15 protein-coding genes are annotated in these 15,683 nt (G+C 54.2%); 8 read left to right on the forward strand and 7 right to left on the reverse strand.

Annotated features, from left to right (window positions below):
* Positions 1-33: 33 nt before the first annotated feature.
* Together ACO2Q8_RS02185 and ACO2Q8_RS02190 are read right to left on the reverse strand one after the other, a co-directional pair.
* Positions 34-1,296, reverse strand: a complete 1,263-nt coding sequence (locus ACO2Q8_RS02185) for a hypothetical protein (protein ID WP_423343131.1) — start codon at positions 1,294-1,296, stop codon at positions 34-36.
* Positions 1,297-1,463: 167 nt separating this feature from the next.
* Positions 1,464-2,561 (reverse strand): glycoside hydrolase family 130 protein, encoded by a 1,098-nt coding sequence (locus tag ACO2Q8_RS02190; RefSeq protein WP_423343132.1) that lies wholly within the window; start codon positions 2,559-2,561, stop codon positions 1,464-1,466.
* A 144-nt stretch (positions 2,562-2,705) separates the two neighbouring features.
* On the opposite strand from ACO2Q8_RS02190, the gene ACO2Q8_RS02195 reads away from it, so the two are divergent.
* The gene (locus ACO2Q8_RS02195; protein ID WP_423343133.1) at positions 2,706-3,455 is read left to right on the forward strand and encodes a head GIN domain-containing protein; all 750 of its coding nucleotides are present in this window, start codon (positions 2,706-2,708) and stop codon (positions 3,453-3,455) included.
* A gap of 92 nt (positions 3,456-3,547) precedes the next feature.
* Here the strand turns inward: ACO2Q8_RS02195 and ACO2Q8_RS02200 are convergent, their stop codons facing one another.
* The gene (locus ACO2Q8_RS02200) at positions 3,548-3,781 is read right to left on the reverse strand and encodes an RES family NAD+ phosphorylase (protein ID WP_423343134.1); all 234 of its coding nucleotides are present in this window, start codon (positions 3,779-3,781) and stop codon (positions 3,548-3,550) included.
* Positions 3,782-3,784: 3 nt separating this feature from the next.
* Complete coding sequence (parS, locus tag ACO2Q8_RS02205) at positions 3,785-4,195, reverse strand: type II toxin-antitoxin system Xre/ParS family antitoxin (RefSeq protein ID WP_423343135.1); 411 nt, start codon at positions 4,193-4,195, stop codon at positions 3,785-3,787.
* Between the two features lie 221 nt (positions 4,196-4,416).
* Between parS and ACO2Q8_RS02210 the strand changes: the two genes are divergently transcribed.
* From ACO2Q8_RS02210 to ACO2Q8_RS02220, 3 genes are all read left to right on the forward strand, one after another.
* The gene (locus ACO2Q8_RS02210) at positions 4,417-6,039 is read left to right on the forward strand and encodes an ABC-F family ATP-binding cassette domain-containing protein (protein ID WP_423343136.1); all 1,623 of its coding nucleotides are present in this window, start codon (positions 4,417-4,419) and stop codon (positions 6,037-6,039) included.
* Between the two features lie 123 nt (positions 6,040-6,162).
* On the forward strand, positions 6,163-8,037 hold the full coding sequence (locus ACO2Q8_RS02215; RefSeq protein ID WP_423343137.1) for a heparinase II/III domain-containing protein: 1,875 nt from the start codon (positions 6,163-6,165) through the stop codon (positions 8,035-8,037).
* Between the two features lie 248 nt (positions 8,038-8,285).
* The gene (locus ACO2Q8_RS02220) at positions 8,286-8,456 is read left to right on the forward strand and encodes a hypothetical protein (protein WP_423343138.1); all 171 of its coding nucleotides are present in this window, start codon (positions 8,286-8,288) and stop codon (positions 8,454-8,456) included.
* Positions 8,457-8,485: 29 nt separating this feature from the next.
* Here the strand turns inward: ACO2Q8_RS02220 and ACO2Q8_RS02225 are convergent, their stop codons facing one another.
* Together ACO2Q8_RS02225 and ACO2Q8_RS02230 are read right to left on the reverse strand one after the other, a co-directional pair.
* On the reverse strand, positions 8,486-9,190 hold the full coding sequence (locus tag ACO2Q8_RS02225; protein WP_423343139.1) for a DUF4369 domain-containing protein: 705 nt from the start codon (positions 9,188-9,190) through the stop codon (positions 8,486-8,488).
* Positions 9,191-9,519: 329 nt separating this feature from the next.
* Positions 9,520-10,878 carry a GH1 family beta-glucosidase gene (locus ACO2Q8_RS02230; protein ID WP_423343140.1) on the reverse strand — a complete coding sequence of 453 codons (1,359 nt, stop codon included), beginning with the start codon at positions 10,876-10,878 and terminating at the stop codon, positions 9,520-9,522.
* A gap of 187 nt (positions 10,879-11,065) precedes the next feature.
* Between ACO2Q8_RS02230 and ACO2Q8_RS02235 the strand changes: the two genes are divergently transcribed.
* From ACO2Q8_RS02235 to ACO2Q8_RS02245, 3 genes are all read left to right on the forward strand, one after another.
* Positions 11,066-12,211, forward strand: a complete 1,146-nt coding sequence (locus ACO2Q8_RS02235; RefSeq protein WP_423343141.1) for a glycosyltransferase family protein — start codon at positions 11,066-11,068, stop codon at positions 12,209-12,211.
* A 181-nt stretch (positions 12,212-12,392) separates the two neighbouring features.
* Entirely contained in the window at positions 12,393-14,000 is a 1,608-nt protein-coding gene (locus tag ACO2Q8_RS02240; RefSeq protein ID WP_423343142.1) for a calcineurin-like phosphoesterase C-terminal domain-containing protein, read from the forward strand.
* A gap of 118 nt (positions 14,001-14,118) precedes the next feature.
* A complete protein-coding gene (locus tag ACO2Q8_RS02245; RefSeq protein WP_423343143.1) occupies positions 14,119-14,316 on the forward strand; it encodes a hypothetical protein in 198 nt (65 codons plus the stop codon).
* A gap of 78 nt (positions 14,317-14,394) precedes the next feature.
* Here ACO2Q8_RS02245 and ACO2Q8_RS02250 read toward each other — a convergent pair whose 3' ends face one another.
* Positions 14,395-14,844, reverse strand: coding sequence for a putative quinol monooxygenase (locus ACO2Q8_RS02250; protein ID WP_423343144.1), 450 nt, complete (start codon positions 14,842-14,844; stop codon positions 14,395-14,397).
* Between the two features lie 269 nt (positions 14,845-15,113).
* Between ACO2Q8_RS02250 and ACO2Q8_RS02255 the strand changes: the two genes are divergently transcribed.
* The gene (locus tag ACO2Q8_RS02255; protein ID WP_423343145.1) at positions 15,114-15,581 is read left to right on the forward strand and encodes a hypothetical protein; all 468 of its coding nucleotides are present in this window, start codon (positions 15,114-15,116) and stop codon (positions 15,579-15,581) included.
* Positions 15,582-15,683 lie beyond the last annotated feature (102 nt).

Genomic DNA, 15,683 nt, shown 5'->3' on the forward strand with positions numbered 1-15,683 from the left:
ATTTGGCGCTCTACAGTTAATATTTTACATTTTTCACTGATTCGGCATAGCCCGGACAAAAAACTCACCCGTAATGGGTGGGCCGGACTTGGTGCAATTGGCATCGTAATCGATGAGATTCCCCGAAATCGTCCCCTTTACAAATTTGCCCGGTTCGTACCGCTCGAAGACGACCTGCCCGTTGGCAATCATATCTTCACCATCACAGTTGTCGTGCCCGGAATCATACTGTTTGCCCCCGTTGAACTCGAAGTTGACCCGGCATTTGCCCGGCTCCGAATCGTAGTAAAACCGCAAGGCGCTGCCTTCTTTCCCGTTGCTAAAGTTAATGCTGAACATTTCCGTCCCGTTCCCACCGACAATGGCCGAGTACTCCGGTTCCTCGTCGTTCAGGTAGACGCCCAGGTTATAGATTCGCTCCTGCCCCAGGAAGTTGATCTTGATGTAACCGGGGCCAATAAAAAACTCCCGCACCAGAATCAGTTTAACCGGACTATTCCCGAACGTCAGCTCCACGGAAATCGTCACCGGGTTCTGTTTGGGCATCGAACGCGGGGCAGTGTAAGTTGCCTTGTAGGGCTGGGGAGTCAGGGTTCCGTCGCCGATCAGTGACCATTTTGTGCCGGAATTAGGGGCGGTTTTGGTGATCAGCGGTTCTTCAGCCGTTCCGGTCAGGGCGGCTATCTGGACAATCTCCAGTGTAACCGTTTCCCCGTAGTTCAGGAAACCGAAGTTGTTTCCGCCTTCGGTAACCAGGTAAAACTCCTCGAACAGGCTCCAGTCGCTAAAGTGCGGCATTGGTACCGATACCTCCCGCTTTCTGATATCCACCTGTTTTCCGGGCACGGCATACCAGATTTTATTCGTGCGCTGGTAGGCAACCCCCAGGGACGACGGAGCGCTGTCGCTAACGTCGGCATCCGTATACTGAAACGTCAACACCGCCGGTTTGCTGAACTGGAGCCCGTCGGGCAAAAACCGGTAAGCCGTACCAACGCCGTGGGGGGTATGGTTGCTGATGGGCTGAATGGAAATGGCCGTGGCTTTATCCACCGCCCCGGCCGGTATGGTGAGCTGCACGCGCCCGTCGGCTGTCGCCAGGCTCCCCCCTTCCGGCCCGATGAGTTTGCTGACAACAGCTCCCTGCGGTTGCCCGACTTCCGTAACATCGCCCGTCGGGTTGGGCTGCTCCGTTCCCGGTTTTTCAGGATCGGGCTCATTCTGATTGGGTTGACAGGCACTCAGGCTGACCAGGACTACCCAGCCGGCCAGCAGGTAAACGATTCCTTTTAACATGGTTCTTTTTAAGAAATAGGGATGTATTTGTTGTTCTGACACGGGCTTTCGCCGGAACAAAAGTGCCATCCTGTCTTAAAAGAACCGATGAAAAATCGACTGATTTGTGAAAACTAAAAACCGGATTGTAAAATTGCTGTACTGAGCTGAAAACCGTATCCGACGTTTTAGTTCTTCATCCTGGCCATTGCCACGGCAATTTTGGAATCTGCCGTGCCGTAATACAGAAACCAGCGCCCTTTGTACGGAACCAGCCCTTCGATGAAGCAAACATGATTGACCTGACCGACGATCTCATACGGTTGATCCGGTTTTAGGAAATAGGTTTCCGAACGGTCGAGGAGTTTGGTGGGTTCGTTCGCATCAAACAGCAGTTGTCCGGCCGCGTAGGTCCCGTCGGGCAAATCCCGGTCACCGTTCTTGTCGTGGTTCATGCCGTTGTAGAGCAGCACAATCCCGTTCTCGGTCAGCAACGCGGGCGGACCGGGCTCGAGCAGCCGCGAATCGTGCTTGCCGTTCCGCCGTTCGGCCACCGGAAAAAGCTTGCCGTTCGGGGTTTCCACGGGTGTCCAATGAATCAAATCCGGAGACGAAGCGCAATACAACTGCGGCTGATCACCCCAATACATCCAGTACTTATCCCCGATTTTTTGGGCTACCAACCGACTCCCCACACGTTTGCACACAATCGAACCGGATTTTGACCACTCGTTGCGGTATTTCAGGTCATCGAACGCCAAACCCTGTTTTTTCCAGGAAATCAGGTTTTTCGACGTGGCCACGCAAAGCCGGGCTTTATCACCGTCGTAGGACGTATAGGTCATCACATACACCCCGTTCGGACTTTCGACAATCCGGGGATCTTCGCAACCACCCTCCCATTCGTAAACCTTCATCGGATCGTTGTCCGGATAAAAAACCGGCTTCGGACGGCGTTTGAAGTGAATACCGTCGCTACTGGTCGCCAGGCCCAGCCGCGAGGTTCCGGCGTGTTTGCCTACCGTGTCTTCGGCCCGGTAAATCAGGTGTATCTTTCCTTTTCGAACAACCACCGCCGGGTTGAAGACATCTTTCTCTTCCCAGCGCACGGTTTCGCCCCGGATCGGGCAGGCGAACGTCGTCGTATTCTGGGCCGTCAGAACCGGATTGGCAGCATTTTGCTTGACAAACTCACCCAGCATCCAGGGTTTGTAAGGCGACTGGGCCTGTGCAACCAGGCCGCACAGGCCGATGACTAAAGACAAAAAACGGGTACGCAGCATCATGTGATTCAGGAATTGATTGCAGGGTTTAGCGGTATGAATCCGAATTAAGTCGTTTCAGCCCTCAATATGCACAATTCAGTCGGTAAAAAATTGGCGAACTGATCACCGGCTGCGAATTTTGGATCATAAACAACAAACAAACTGATGAAATCTTTCCTGTATTTGACTGCCCTTCTGACGGCATTTGTTGCCGGTTTATCGGGTTGCAACCGCGAAGACGTTGGCCCGCTTCAAGAAGGTGAAAAAGCTTTTCTGATTGCTAATTTTGACCGTCTCGAAGTCCACAGCGGCATGGATGTAACCGTCACCCAGGGCAGTGGCATTAAAATTATGGCCAAAGGCGACCAGCGTAACCTGGATGATCTGGAAGTCGAAAACCGCAACGGCACGCTCTATATTAACTACCGGAACTTCAAAAACCGGAAGTATGCGACCGCCTTCACCATCAGCATGCCAACACTCCGGGGCGTCAAGTATACGGGCGGAGTCCATGGTACGGTGCAGGGCTTTGCTGATTTAGCCAATCTGGACGTTGATTTGTCTGGTGGCTCGCACGGGAACTTCGAAGTGATTGCCAAACGCACCGACATTGTTGCTTCCGGCGGCTCTAAAGTCACCTTTACCGAACCCAAAGTCACAACGGGCGGAGATGATTCCATTCTCAGCCTGATCGACCAGGTAACACTGGATGTATCCGGCGGTTCTAAAGTCATGGCCTTCGAGTATCCGGCCCATCGGGTCACAGCGAAAGCATCGGGCGGCAGCCAGGCCGAAGTGAATGCGACCGAATCGCTGACGGCCGAAGCCAGTGGGGGCAGCAAAGTCCGCTACCGGGGCAATCCAGCCAACCTCAACCAGAATACGAGCGGGGGCGGCAAGGTCGAACGCGACTAACCCTGACAGCGCCGGCCCGGCGCTGTCAGGGATTTCATGGCGTCAAGATTCGTCGCGCCACAGTCGCCGTTCGATGGGAAACGGTTCCTGCTTCACCACCCGGACTCCGGCACTTCCAGGGTGAACAGAACCAGTTTCGGCAACTTCTCGTACCTCACCAGGGGCTGATGCACCAGCGATTCTACCAACGCCAGTGCCGGTGAAGAAGTTGAATATAACAGCGGAAAGCCTTTTGGATTCCAGCGTCCACCAAACAGCCGCGCCCCTTCGGTAGCCAGCGGATCAGTAGCGTAGTTAGCTTTCACCGTTCGGTAAACCCTCAGCATGTCCTACCCGACTATGCCGTGTTCGATTCGGCCCAGCACGTCGTTCACCAACCCAAAACCGGTTGCCGTGTCGAGCAACTGAATCGGCGACTGGCTGTTCAACTCGCGGATGGGCGACCGCAACCACTCAGCAAGGGTTTCAGCATCCTCGTCAAAAACATCCAGTTCGTGCCGCAGCAGGTTGGTTAGCAGCAGTAGCCGTTCCGAAGCATCACGGGACATCCGCTCGTTGGGCTTAAGCCGGTGCAGGTTACGATCTGACATATTCAGAATGCGGGCCATTTCCTTGTCGGTTAAGCCAGCCAGGTCGGCTACCTGATCGGCTTCAAACCGTAGCACGCCTTGTCGCGACTTATTGATCACATCGTAAGGTGCATAAATCGTCGTTTGCGGTGGAAAGGTTGAATTAGTCATAATCGTGCATTTTGTCGGTACTACAACCGCAATATGGCACACATCGTTCCTTGATGCAAGTACTGTATGCAAAGCTGACTTATCAACAGAACAGGCTAAACCTTGACAGGGCCTGCAGCCGCTGTCAGGGTTTAGCCCTGTCAGGGTTTTTGTGTGTTAAATGGCATAACCGGCCAAATTTCCCTACCTTTGCGCTTCAATTCAATCCGGAGAACCTACGAATGATTTCAGTACAAAACGTCTCGCTCCGATACGGCAAGCGGGTGCTCTTTGACGACGTCAATATAAAATTTACACCTGGCAACTGTTATGGCGTCATCGGCGCCAACGGCGCCGGGAAATCAACGTTCCTGAAAATTTTGTCCGGCGAAATCGAACCGCAGACGGGCGCTGTCACGATTACTCCGGGCGAACGGCTTTCGGTCCTGAAACAGAACCAGTTCGCTTACGACGAATTCCCGGTTTTGCAAACCGTGATCATGGGTAACGAGCGGCTGTATGCCATCACGCAGGAAAAAGATGCCCTGTACGCCAAAGCCGACTTCTCGGATGCCGACGGCGAGCGGGCGGCCGAACTTGAAGCTGAATTCGCGGAAATGAACGGCTGGGATGCCGAATCCGACGCAGCCTCGTTGCTGAGCGGTTTGGGCATCAAGGAAGACCTGCACTATAGCCTGATGGCCGACCTGAATGGCTCCGAAAAAGTGCGGGTTTTGCTGGCCCAGGCACTGTTTGGCAACCCTGACATTCTGCTGCTCGACGAACCGACCAACAACCTCGACGTGGAATCGAGCATCTGGCTGGAAAACTTTCTGGCCAATTTTCAGAATACCGTCATCGTTGTGTCGCACGACCGGCATTTTCTGGACCAGGTCTGCACAAACATTGTCGACATCGACTTTTCGAAGGTCAAGCTGTTTACCGGTAACTATACTTTCTGGTACGAATCGAGCCAACTGGCGCTGAAACAACGGCAGGATCAGAACAAACGGACCGAAGACAAACGGAAGGAACTGGAAGAATTCATCCGGCGGTTTTCCGCCAATGCGTCTAAATCGAAGCAGGCCACCAGCCGCGCCAAACTGCTCGAAAAACTGACCATCGACGACATTGCGCCTTCGTCGCGGAAATACCCGTACGTCAACTTCAAACCGGAGCGCGAACCAGGCGACCAGATTCTGACCGTCGAAGGATTGAGCTACACCAGCGAAGAAGGTGTCAAACTGTTTGACAACCTGTCGTTTTCGATGCAGAAAGGCGACAAAATTTTCTTCTTCAGCCGCGACGGCCTGGCCGTGACGGCTCTGTTTGATATTCTGGCGGGCGAACGCAAAGCCGACAAAGGCGAGTTCAAATGGGGCGTAACGATCACGCCCTCTTACTTCCCGAACGACACGGGCCGCGACAAATACTTCCAGACCGACCTCAACCTGGTCGACTGGCTGCGGCAGTATTCGGCGGAAAAAGACGAGAGTTTCATCCGCGGTTTTCTGGGCCGGATGCTGTTTTCGGGCGAAGAATCCCTGAAAAAAGCAACGGTTTTGTCCGGAGGTGAAAAGGTGCGGTGTATGCTGTCGAAAATGATGCTGTCGAGTGCTAACCTGCTTGTATTGGACGAACCGACCAACCACCTCGACCTTGAATCCATCACGGCCCTAAACAACGGTCTGATTGATTTCAAAGGACCGGTTTTATTTACCTCGCACGATCACCAGTTTGCGCAAACCATCGCCAACCGCGTCATCGAACTAGCGCCGAAAGGACACCTCGACAAGCTGATGACCTATGACGAATACCTTGTTGATGAGAAAGTTAAAGCGCAGCGGGACGCGTTGTACAAGTAATCAACTCCTCTTTTCATGAGCCTGCTCGCCAGCGTGAGCAGGCTCATTTTTTTGCGTTTTTGGGTAGACCTGTCCCGGAGCAGGCTTATGGTATCGCGTACCAATCCCTTACCGACTCCCTCCATGAAGCCTACCCTGAAACCGGTTTTTATCGCCCTATTGGCCTGTACCACGGCTCTGGCCCAGACCGATCACCTTGGCGCAAAAGTTACCCTACCAGACCACCCACGGCTCCTGCTGCTGAAAGGCGAAGAAGACGCCATTAAACGTACCATCGCAGCCGACCCGGCCTGGGCCAAACTGCACGGCGCGATTCTGGCCGAGTGCGACGCGCTGATTGATGTGCCACCCATCCAGCGGATTCAGATCGGTCGGCGATTGCTCGACAAATCCCGCGAAGGGCTGCGCCGGTTATTTTTTCTGTCGTACGGCTGGCGCATGACCCGGCAGGAAAACTACCTCCGGCGCGCGGAAAACGAATTGCTGGCCATTGCCGGTTTCAGCGACTGGAACCCGACTCATTTTCTGGATGTGGGCGAAATGACGATGGCCGTGGCCCTGGGGTACGACTGGCTCTACGACGGTTTGCCCGAATCGTCGCGGACCACCATCAAAAATGCCATTCTGAAAAATGGCATTGAACCCTCTCTGAACCCCAAATTCAATAACTGGCTGAAAGTCACCAACAACTGGAACCAGGTCTGTAACGCCGGAATGGTTTATGGTGCGCTGGCCTTGTTCGAAGACAAGCCGGAACTGGCCAAAAGCATCATCAACCGGGCCATCGAAACGGTCGTCCGGCCTATGACCGAATACAGCCCGGACGGCGCTTATCCCGAAGGCTACGGCTACTGGGGCTACGGCACCAGCTTCAACGTCATGTTGATCAGCGCACTCGAAAAGGCATTTGGCACCGATTTTGGCCTGGCCTCCCAACCCGGTTTTCTGAAAACGGCGGGCTACCTCCGACACATGACGGGGCCATCTGGCAACGCCTTCAACTATTCCGACGCCGGACTGGGCGGAGGTTTGCAACCCGCCATGTTTTGGTTTGCCACCCGCCAGAAAGATCCTTCCTTGCTTTGGGTTGAGCGAAACCACCTGCTGCACGACGCCAGCAAGTTTGTCAAAAACCGGCTCCTGCCAGCCACGATGCTCTGGAGCAACGGAGTGAAACTCAGCGCGATCGCGGAGCCCAACAACCTGATGTGGACCGGCCAGGGCAAAACGCCGGTCGCCCTGATGCGGTCCTCCTGGACTGACCCGGCGGCTGTTTACCTCGGCCTGAAAGCCGGAACCCCGTCCGCCAGCCACGCCCACATGGATGTCGGGTCGTTTGTGATGGAAGCCGACGGCGTTCGTTGGGCGATGGATTTCGGGATGCAGGAATACGAATCGCTGGAATCGAAAGGCGTCGACTTGTGGAACATGAAGCAGGATTCTCAACGCTGGCAGGTTTTTCGGTACAACAATTTTGTTCACAACACGCTGACGGTCAATAACGAATTGCAGAAAGTCACCGGCAAAGCCCCCATTACCGCATCGTCAGACCAAATGGCCTTCATGCACGCCGTCACGGACTTGACAGACCTCTATTCGGAATCCTTGCAGAAAGCCACGCGGGGCGTTGCGCTGGTGGATAAAGCCTACGTTGTGGTGCGTGATGAACTCGAAACCCGCCCCGCCGAAACGACGATTCGCTGGACCATGCTGACCCCGGCGGACGTAAAATTGCTCGGCAACAACAAAGCCGAACTGACCAAAGACGGCAAAAAGCTGGTACTGGAGGTACGCGAACCGGCGAATGCGGTGCTGAAAACCTGGTCGACCGAACCCACGCACGAGTACGATGCCCCCAACCCCGGTACCCTCCGCGTCGGATTCGAGGTAACGGTTCCGGCTAGTTCGAAAACCGCCCTGACGGTTTTACTAGTCCCCGCCAAAGCGGAAAAAACCGCCCGCAAAACCGTCGAGCCGCTGGCCCGGTGGCCGAAGTGAAGGACGGTTTTCGGTAGTCGATATGCAGTATTCGATATTCGGTGTTCGTTATTCATTATTCGTTATTGGTCCCTCTTTCCGCTGAAGACTATAATAGGCTAGCGACAACGGAACACCGAATATCGAATATCGAACACTGAATAACGAATACCGTCTCCCGATCCTCTTCTAAGCAAATTTTAAGCAGATATTCAGGAAGGCTTAAGAAACACAATGCAGTTTTGGGTTGGTAAACTACCCAAAACGCTATGACACTTCCGGTTTATTTTCAACGATCGCTCCAGACGCGGCCCTTGCGGCATGCACGGTTTTATAACGAACTCGGCCAGTCGGATCGAAAACCGCCCCGGCCCGAGCGCCCGGATTGGCTGGTGGTATTCACCTTTGTGATGATCGCCCTGACGTTGCTGTTCAGTTAGTGGTTCCCCGGTGCCGACAAGACAACACCTCACGGCTGTACGCCTTTCCGACGGGCCTCCAGCAAAATCTCCCGGCCGAAGCGCGAATTCTGCCAGGTTGGCGACAGGCTCTGGTACATTTCGAGGTAATCGGCTTGGGTCAGGTAATCCCCCAGGGTACACAAAGTGGGTAAAACCGCCCCCACCGCCGAGGTCCGGTGGCGTCGCACGTACGTTTTCAACAACTCAATCCGGGCGGTGGTCAGCTCGTTTATCAGCTTCCTGAGCACGTTCGCGTTGGCGGTATCCTCTTTACTGACCAGCGACTCGTAGACTTGTTTGATTCGGAAACGTTGATAACCAATCCGCAGGTCTTCCCGGCTCCATTCCTTCCAAAGCCGGTCGATGTCCGAGCCGGTTACCACGATGCTGTCGTAAACCGGTTCACGTCCCTCTATTGTCAATGTCCGGTTATCGAGCAAAATATCCGCCAGTTTCGTGCTGCTTCTGCCCTTCCCGGCGTATAAATACGTATGGGCGGCTTCGGTCAAGGTTCCGGCCAGCACAAACCGCCCCTGCCGCACCACCGCCGAATCGATGATCTTTCGTTGACCACCGTCGATCAGGTACATCCTGGTTTCGTCCGACAACCCCCGAATGTGACCCTCAACCCGGTAACCCAAAGGCGGCTGAGCAGAACATTTGATCAACAGGAAGTAGAGCAATACGAGTAGCAGAAGTTGAAGAAGTTTCATCGGCAGCGCAGGATTAGGTTCTAAACGACTAGACGAAACCGGAGGGCTTTCATTACAAACCGATGCTATTCTTTTAGGGCAACGCTCCCCGGACATATACCTTTTTCATGACCCTGTGCGAGCCTGTCCCGACTTGTCTATTTGGCCTCAAACACAAAACTCCGGCAATCACCGGAGCCTGTGCTCAACCAACCTATGATGAAAAACACGTGTTCTTCTTAACTATAGAGTCAAATAATTCATGGAAATCACCTATTTTCCTGAATTATTTTTTCTTAAATACTAAAAAATGGTTCAATCGGGCCAGTGATCCGGAAAAATAACCGAATTCAGGCGCTAAGAAAATCGCGGAACCAGTGCCCCGATGCTTTGATAATGCGTTGCTGGGTTGGATAATCGACATACACCAGTCCGAAACGGGGCCGGTAGCCTTCGGCCCATTCGAAGTTGTCCATCAGCGACCAGGCGAAATAGCCACTGACCCGAAAGCCCTCCCGCTTGGCCCGCAGCACCTGCTGAAGATACTGTTGGTAATAATTGACCCGCTGCGGATCGTGGACCCTGCCGTCTTGGAGCCGGTCCGGAAAAGCCGCCCCGTTTTCGGTAATTACAATGTCCCGAACCTTTTCATACTGTGAAAATTGACGGATTACGCGGTAGAGGCCTTCGGGGTATACTTCCCAGTCCATCGCCGTAATCTCAGCCACCCGGCGTTGGCGGGGTTTCACCTCCCGCGCCCAGACGTAGGGCGTAAACCAGTCGTGCCGAACCACCAGCCGGAAGTAATTTTGCAGTCCGATAAAATCGAAGTCGAACGTTGCCCGTTGCAGGTCGCCCAATTTGGCGTATTTTGTCAGGATTTGTTTGAGCAGGGGCGCTTCCTGCACCGGGTAGCCGAGCCCCAGACTCGGTTCGATAAATAGCCGGTTTCCCAGCGCATCAATGCGCGCGGCTGCCCGAACATCGCGGGGTGCGGGCGTATGCGGGTCGATGGGAGCACAGAACAAAGTGGTACCAATCCGGGCGTTGGGCACATTCCGGCGCACAATCCGCCCCCCTTCTCCCTGGCAAATAGCGACATGGTGAACCGCCGGTAAAAAATTCCAGGGGCCGCGCCGACCGGGCGCGTGAATCCCGGCAAAGTACCCGCCCGCCGTAAACACCAGTGGCTCGTTCATCACCATCCAGTGCTTTACTTTGTGGCCAAACGCCTTCGTGCAGCAGTCGACAAACTCCGAAAACCAGCGAATAACGGCCCGGTTGGTCCAGCCGCCCTTGGCTTCGAGTGCCTGGGGCAAGTCCCAGTGATAGAGCGTCACCCAGGGTTCGATGCCCAGCCGAAGGCAGGTGTCAATCAGTTGGTCGTAAAAAGCCAGCCCCGCTTCGTTGATCCGCCCGGTGCCCTCCGGAAAAATTCGCGACCAGGAAATGGAAAACCGAAAGGCCCGAAACCCCATCTCTCTTAGTACCTGCAAATCCGATTCGTAGCGGTGGTAAAAATCGCAGGCGATGTCGCCGTTTTCACGTGCCCGGCTCCAGGCCGGTCCGTGGGTGAACGTATCCCAAATTGACGGTCCGCGTCCGTCGGTCTGGTGCGCGCCTTCAATTTGGTAGGCTGCCGTGGCCGCTCCCCAGACGAAGTCGGGCCCAAAATCCGCACGGGAAAAAGAAGGTGGTGTTGGTCGCAAACGCTGAATACAGACAAATGAGCGGCAAGGTAAGCGGTTTCCGACCGTATCCGAAAGCAGTCTTTGTTAAGAATGTGTTAAGAAAAAGCAGGAAATCGCCTGAATCTGAGCAATTTGTTAACCAGGCAGTAAAATTCGTATCACATTCGGAGAGTAGTTTCGAGGATTAAAATTAATCCATTTGCCCATGCGTATTCTGTTTTTGGTACAGGGAGAAGGCCGCGGGCACCTGACCCAGGCCCTTGCCTTTGCTCAACTGGTTACAACCGCAGGGCATGAGGTGGTCGGCGCACTGGTGGGCGTTACCCAAAACCGTCCGGCACCGGCTTTTTTCACCGGGCAGTTTCCCGCGCCGGTGACGCCCCTGTTAAGCCCCGGGCTCGTGTACCATACGCAAACCCATGCGCTCCAACCCTCGAAAACCGCCTGGCAGGCGCTGCTCAACGGGCGAACCTACCGCCAGAGCATCCGCCAGATCCGGGACGCCATTGCTACCCTCAAACCCGATCTGGTCGTTAATTTTTATGAACTCCTGGGTGGCCTGACCTACGGCCTGCACCGCCCCGCCGTGCCCATGATCTGTGTGGCCCACCAGTACCTGGCTTTTCATCCGCAGTTCCGGTTTCCGGCGGGTAAATTGCTCGACCGGTTTTTGTTCAAAATGACCTCGCGGTTGACGGCCTGGGGTGCCCGCGAACTGCTGGCTCTCTCGTTCGATCAGCAGCCCGACGTACCGGGCAGCCGTCTTCGCATTGTTCCACCCCTGCTGCGCCGGGAAGCCATCGAACGCCAGCCCGAAACGGGTGATTTTCTGTTGGCTTACACGACCAATTCAGGGCTGGTTGCGCAGTTGCTGAAAGCCCACCAGCAACACCCCGACATTCCGATGCGGTGTTTTCACGGACAAGCCAAGGCACCGGAAGAACGCATAGATGCCACCCTGACCTACCACGCCATCGACGGCCAGCGGTTTCTGGACGCCATGCAGACCTGCCGGGCCGTGGTCACGACGGCCGGTTTTGAATCGGTCTGTGAAGCCTTTTACCTCGGAAAACCGGTTTTGATGATTCCGCAGCCGAACCATTACGAACAGGCCTGTAACGCCCTGGACGGAGAACGGGTCGGGGCCGGAGTAGCTGCTGATACGTTCGATTTGAACCGGTTGCTTGACTTCATGCCCCGGTATGACGCCCACGCCAGCGAACAATTCCGGGGCTGGTACGCACGCGGTTATTACTTATTTCTGGCAGCTATCCACCGGGCGGTCAACTCCGACAAACCGCAGCAACCTTCCCGTCAACGCTTCAAAGCCCTTTCCACGACGGGCAATTAAACTCCATATCCCCTCCCCGTTTTCGCCTTTTGGCCGACTCTGCTCATCCCCACCCAAGCAGATCGTTTTCGGTTGGGCAGGCATTCATCCGTATTTTTAATAAATTGATAACCCAACCGCCGACAAACCATAAGGTCCGGTGGTTTAATTTTCCGGCTTGATTGACAACCCTCCCATGATTATGCATACAACGCCATTACTCCGTGGAATGCTGTCCGGCGCGCTGGTGCTGGGCTCAGTGCTGGCCCAGGCCCAGACAACCGCCCAGGGCTTTGTTTATGAAGACCAGAACCAGAACGGGAAAAAAGACCGCCGGGAAATCGGGCTTGCCAACGTCCCGGTTTCGAATGGTCGTGACGTGGTCCTGACCGATGCGAAGGGCCGGTATGAATTACCCGTCGGAGCGGATAACATCCTGTTCGTGATCAAACCGATGGGGTACAAACTGCCGGTCAATTCGCAGAATCTGCCCCAGTTTTATTACCGGCATAAACCGCAGGGATCGCCCGCGCTGAAATTTCCGGGCGTTGCGCCGACGGGGCCGTTGCCGAAATCGGTTGATTTTGCCCTGACCAAACAGGATGAACCGGATCAATACCAGATTCTGGTGTTCGGCGATCCGCAGGTGTACACCACCGAACAGGTGGGCTTCTTCGACAAGGGCGTGGTGTCCGAATTGCTGGGAAAAACCGGCAATTTCCGGTTTGGCATCAGTCTGGGCGATCTGGTCGGCGACAATCCGCCCCTCTTCCCCGATTACAACGCCGTTATCAAAAAGCTGAACCTGCCGTGGTTTCAGGTGATGGGGAATCACGACATGAACTACGACGTGAAAGCCGATAGTTTGTCGGACGAAAGCTTCGAAGCCATGTATGGTCCGAATACCTACGCTTTCACGCACGGTAAAGTCCATTTCATCGTGCTGGACGACATCCTGTATCCTGACCCGCGCGACCAGTCGGGTTACCAGGGCGGTTTGCGCCCCGATCAGTTGGATTTTATCGAAAACGACCTCAAGCACGTTCCGAAAGACCACCTCGTTGTGCTGTGTCACCACATTCCGCTGTTCACCGAAGGGCCCAGTGAAACCTTCCGCCGGGCCGACCGCGAGCGGCTGTTTGCCGCCTTGAAAGACTTCCCGCACACACTGTCGCTGTCGGCCCACACGCACATTCAGCAGCACTTTTTTCACGGGAAAGAAGACGGTTTTGAACGCGATACGCCCCACCACGAATACAACGTCGGCACGACTTCCGGCGACTGGTATTCGGGCGAGAACAATGCTCAGGGTGTGCCGGTTTCGACCATGCGCGACGGAACACCGAAGGGCTACCTGTTCCTGACCTTCAACGGCAACCAGTATTCGTTCGATTACCGGATTGCGGGCCAGCCTGAAACCTATAAAATTGGCTTATATGCCCCCAAGGCCATCGCCAAAGGGCAGATGGGTCGGAATGACCTGTATGCCAACTTCTTTCAGGGCAGCCAGCACGATTCGTTGCAATACCGCATCGGTCAGGGAGCCTGGAAGCCAATGGCGCAGGTCGCCGAAGCCGACCCCGCCATGCTGGGCGTTCGGTTCCGGTACGATTCCGCCGACCAGCCGTTGAGCGGTACCAAGCCGTCCGCACCGGTGTTGTCGACTCACTTGTGGAGGGCCAAACTCGGCGGTGATCTGCCCGTTGGCCAACATACCATCGAGGTACGTGCCAAGGACGCTTACGGCCGGACGTTTACCGAAAAAACCACCTTCCGGGTTGTGGAACCGTCAACGGGTTCGGGCAGGTAAAAGCGTGCCCGCTCGTTTCCGTAACAGAATGATAACACCCGGTTTTTGATTTTGGTGGTTTTTCCGTATTGGTTTGCCGGTTCTTTGTCAACCATACCTTACGTCAAACCAATTCTGTATGAAAGCCCAAAAGAAAGCGCTGGCCGAAAGCATTGCTCAATCCGTTGAAACGAAGCTGGCCGAAGGGGGGAATGCGTCCAAAAAGCTGAAAAAACTGGTCCAGCAGTCGTCCGAAAAGTTGGCGGCCAAGCTGATCAAAGTGACCACCAAAGAAGAAAAAAAGCAGCCGAAGGCTGAAAAAACCGAAAAGAAATAGGCTAAACGGCCCGGATGCTACGGCACTCGGGCCGTTTCTTTTCAGGCATAAACCTCTGCCGGTACTCACCTTTGCTACTTACCGGTTATTTTCATTTATCTTTTTGAATATCATCGGCGCTATGGCCCTATCCAGCGCTTCCATATCGACTAGTTTTAGTGATTTTACCATCTTTAGCGTAGTGGTTTTGTACTTCTGAAAATGTGGCGTTTTTAAATGATGCTCGTAAGCGGATTGGCTGGCATACATTTCCAAAATCCGCACCGATGCCGGATTTTCTTTTTGGTACATCGGAAAGATGGCAATTACCCCAGGCTCCAATTTTACGGAGGCAGCCGCTTCTTCTGTCAGGATAGTTTTGTATTCTTCCAGGTAAACCGGTTCTATTTCAATTTCCGAAATACGCACCATCGTTTTTGGTTGCTGGGCTGAAGCGGTTTGGTAACTCACCCCCATCGACACTAGCATTAAAAACGTAAAAAGTATCCGAAGTGCTTGGGTTTTAAAACCGGTGCCGTGCTTGTTCATGTTGATTCGGGATAGCGTTGTTGCTGTTAGGTTGGCGGTACGTTCAAGTCAGGTAAGTCGGTGAGCGAAGAAGACTTCCAGACCGCTTTCTCCTACTATTGATCAAGAAACCCGAAAGTACTTTAACCAATTCAGATTTTCGCATAGACTCTTCGACTCATTTCGTACAACGGACCTAAACTTAGCAAATCGTTCACATTCGCTTCACGCTGGGGTTATTTAGGTAACCGAACTTTAGACAACCATTTGCCTGTTTCGTGACTCACTCTTTGCGTATTCTTCTTTTACGGCGACTCAACCAGAGCTTCTGGCTGTTGTTGCTGATGGGTCTGACCACCTGGGGTGCCTGGCGGTTTTGCATTCTGCTGGCTCCGTCGGTGACCCGTCCCCTTGTACCGGCACACCAGGAGTTACATACCCTTCATTCTCAGCACCTGGAGTCGCTTGATTCGTCGGTCACGGCGTTGCGGCTGGCCGTCATAACTGGTCAGCCGGAAGCGGTTTTGCTGGAGATGCACGAGCAAATCCGTCAACTTGCTCAGGAAGTTACCCTTCTTTCGGTCTCAGAGCCTCGTCGGAAAACTGCGTTACAAACGCCTTTGCTCGACCAATGCCTGGCTTTTAAACGGTTGTTGATCCTAAACGCTCCGGCCCCGGCCCTCTCCCAACACCTGGCCACGCTTCAGTCGCAGGTGCGCTATCAGCAATTTCTGCTGACCCTGGCGCCGTCAAATTGATACCTGTTTTCGGAAACTCGTTGCCTTTTTGTTAATTCTTCTTCCGGCGAATTCTTCCACCCTTCATAGTTCCGTAAAACTGAAATAACGCGCCAACGGGTT

The sequence above is a fragment of the Larkinella sp. VNQ87 genome, assembly GCF_049445795.1.
Taxonomy (GTDB): Bacteria; Bacteroidota; Bacteroidia; order Cytophagales; family Spirosomataceae; genus Larkinella.

What these genes read in the sequence shown, in the direction of transcription:
- ACO2Q8_RS02185 (WP_423343131.1), bottom strand. Translation starts at nt 1,296, where the DNA reads ATGTTAAAAGGAATCGTTTACCTGCTGGCCGGCTGGGTAGTCCTGGTC.
- ACO2Q8_RS02190 (WP_423343132.1), bottom strand. Translation starts at nt 2,561, where the DNA reads ATGATGCTGCGTACCCGTTTTTTGTCTTTAGTCATCGGCCTGTGCGGC.
- ACO2Q8_RS02195 (WP_423343133.1), top strand. Translation starts at nt 2,706, where the DNA reads ATGAAATCTTTCCTGTATTTGACTGCCCTTCTGACGGCATTTGTTGCC.
- ACO2Q8_RS02200 (WP_423343134.1), bottom strand. Translation starts at nt 3,781, where the DNA reads ATGCTGAGGGTTTACCGAACGGTGAAAGCTAACTACGCTACTGATCCG.
- parS (WP_423343135.1), bottom strand. Translation starts at nt 4,195, where the DNA reads ATGACTAATTCAACCTTTCCACCGCAAACGACGATTTATGCACCTTAC.
- ACO2Q8_RS02210 (WP_423343136.1), top strand. Translation starts at nt 4,417, where the DNA reads ATGATTTCAGTACAAAACGTCTCGCTCCGATACGGCAAGCGGGTGCTC.
- ACO2Q8_RS02215 (WP_423343137.1), top strand. Translation starts at nt 6,163, where the DNA reads ATGAAGCCTACCCTGAAACCGGTTTTTATCGCCCTATTGGCCTGTACC.
- ACO2Q8_RS02220 (WP_423343138.1), top strand. Translation starts at nt 8,286, where the DNA reads ATGACACTTCCGGTTTATTTTCAACGATCGCTCCAGACGCGGCCCTTG.
- ACO2Q8_RS02225 (WP_423343139.1), bottom strand. Translation starts at nt 9,190, where the DNA reads ATGAAACTTCTTCAACTTCTGCTACTCGTATTGCTCTACTTCCTGTTG.
- ACO2Q8_RS02235 (WP_423343141.1), top strand. Translation starts at nt 11,066, where the DNA reads ATGCGTATTCTGTTTTTGGTACAGGGAGAAGGCCGCGGGCACCTGACC.
- ACO2Q8_RS02240 (WP_423343142.1), top strand. Translation starts at nt 12,393, where the DNA reads ATGCATACAACGCCATTACTCCGTGGAATGCTGTCCGGCGCGCTGGTG.
- ACO2Q8_RS02245 (WP_423343143.1), top strand. Translation starts at nt 14,119, where the DNA reads ATGAAAGCCCAAAAGAAAGCGCTGGCCGAAAGCATTGCTCAATCCGTT.
- ACO2Q8_RS02250 (WP_423343144.1), bottom strand. Translation starts at nt 14,844, where the DNA reads ATGAACAAGCACGGCACCGGTTTTAAAACCCAAGCACTTCGGATACTT.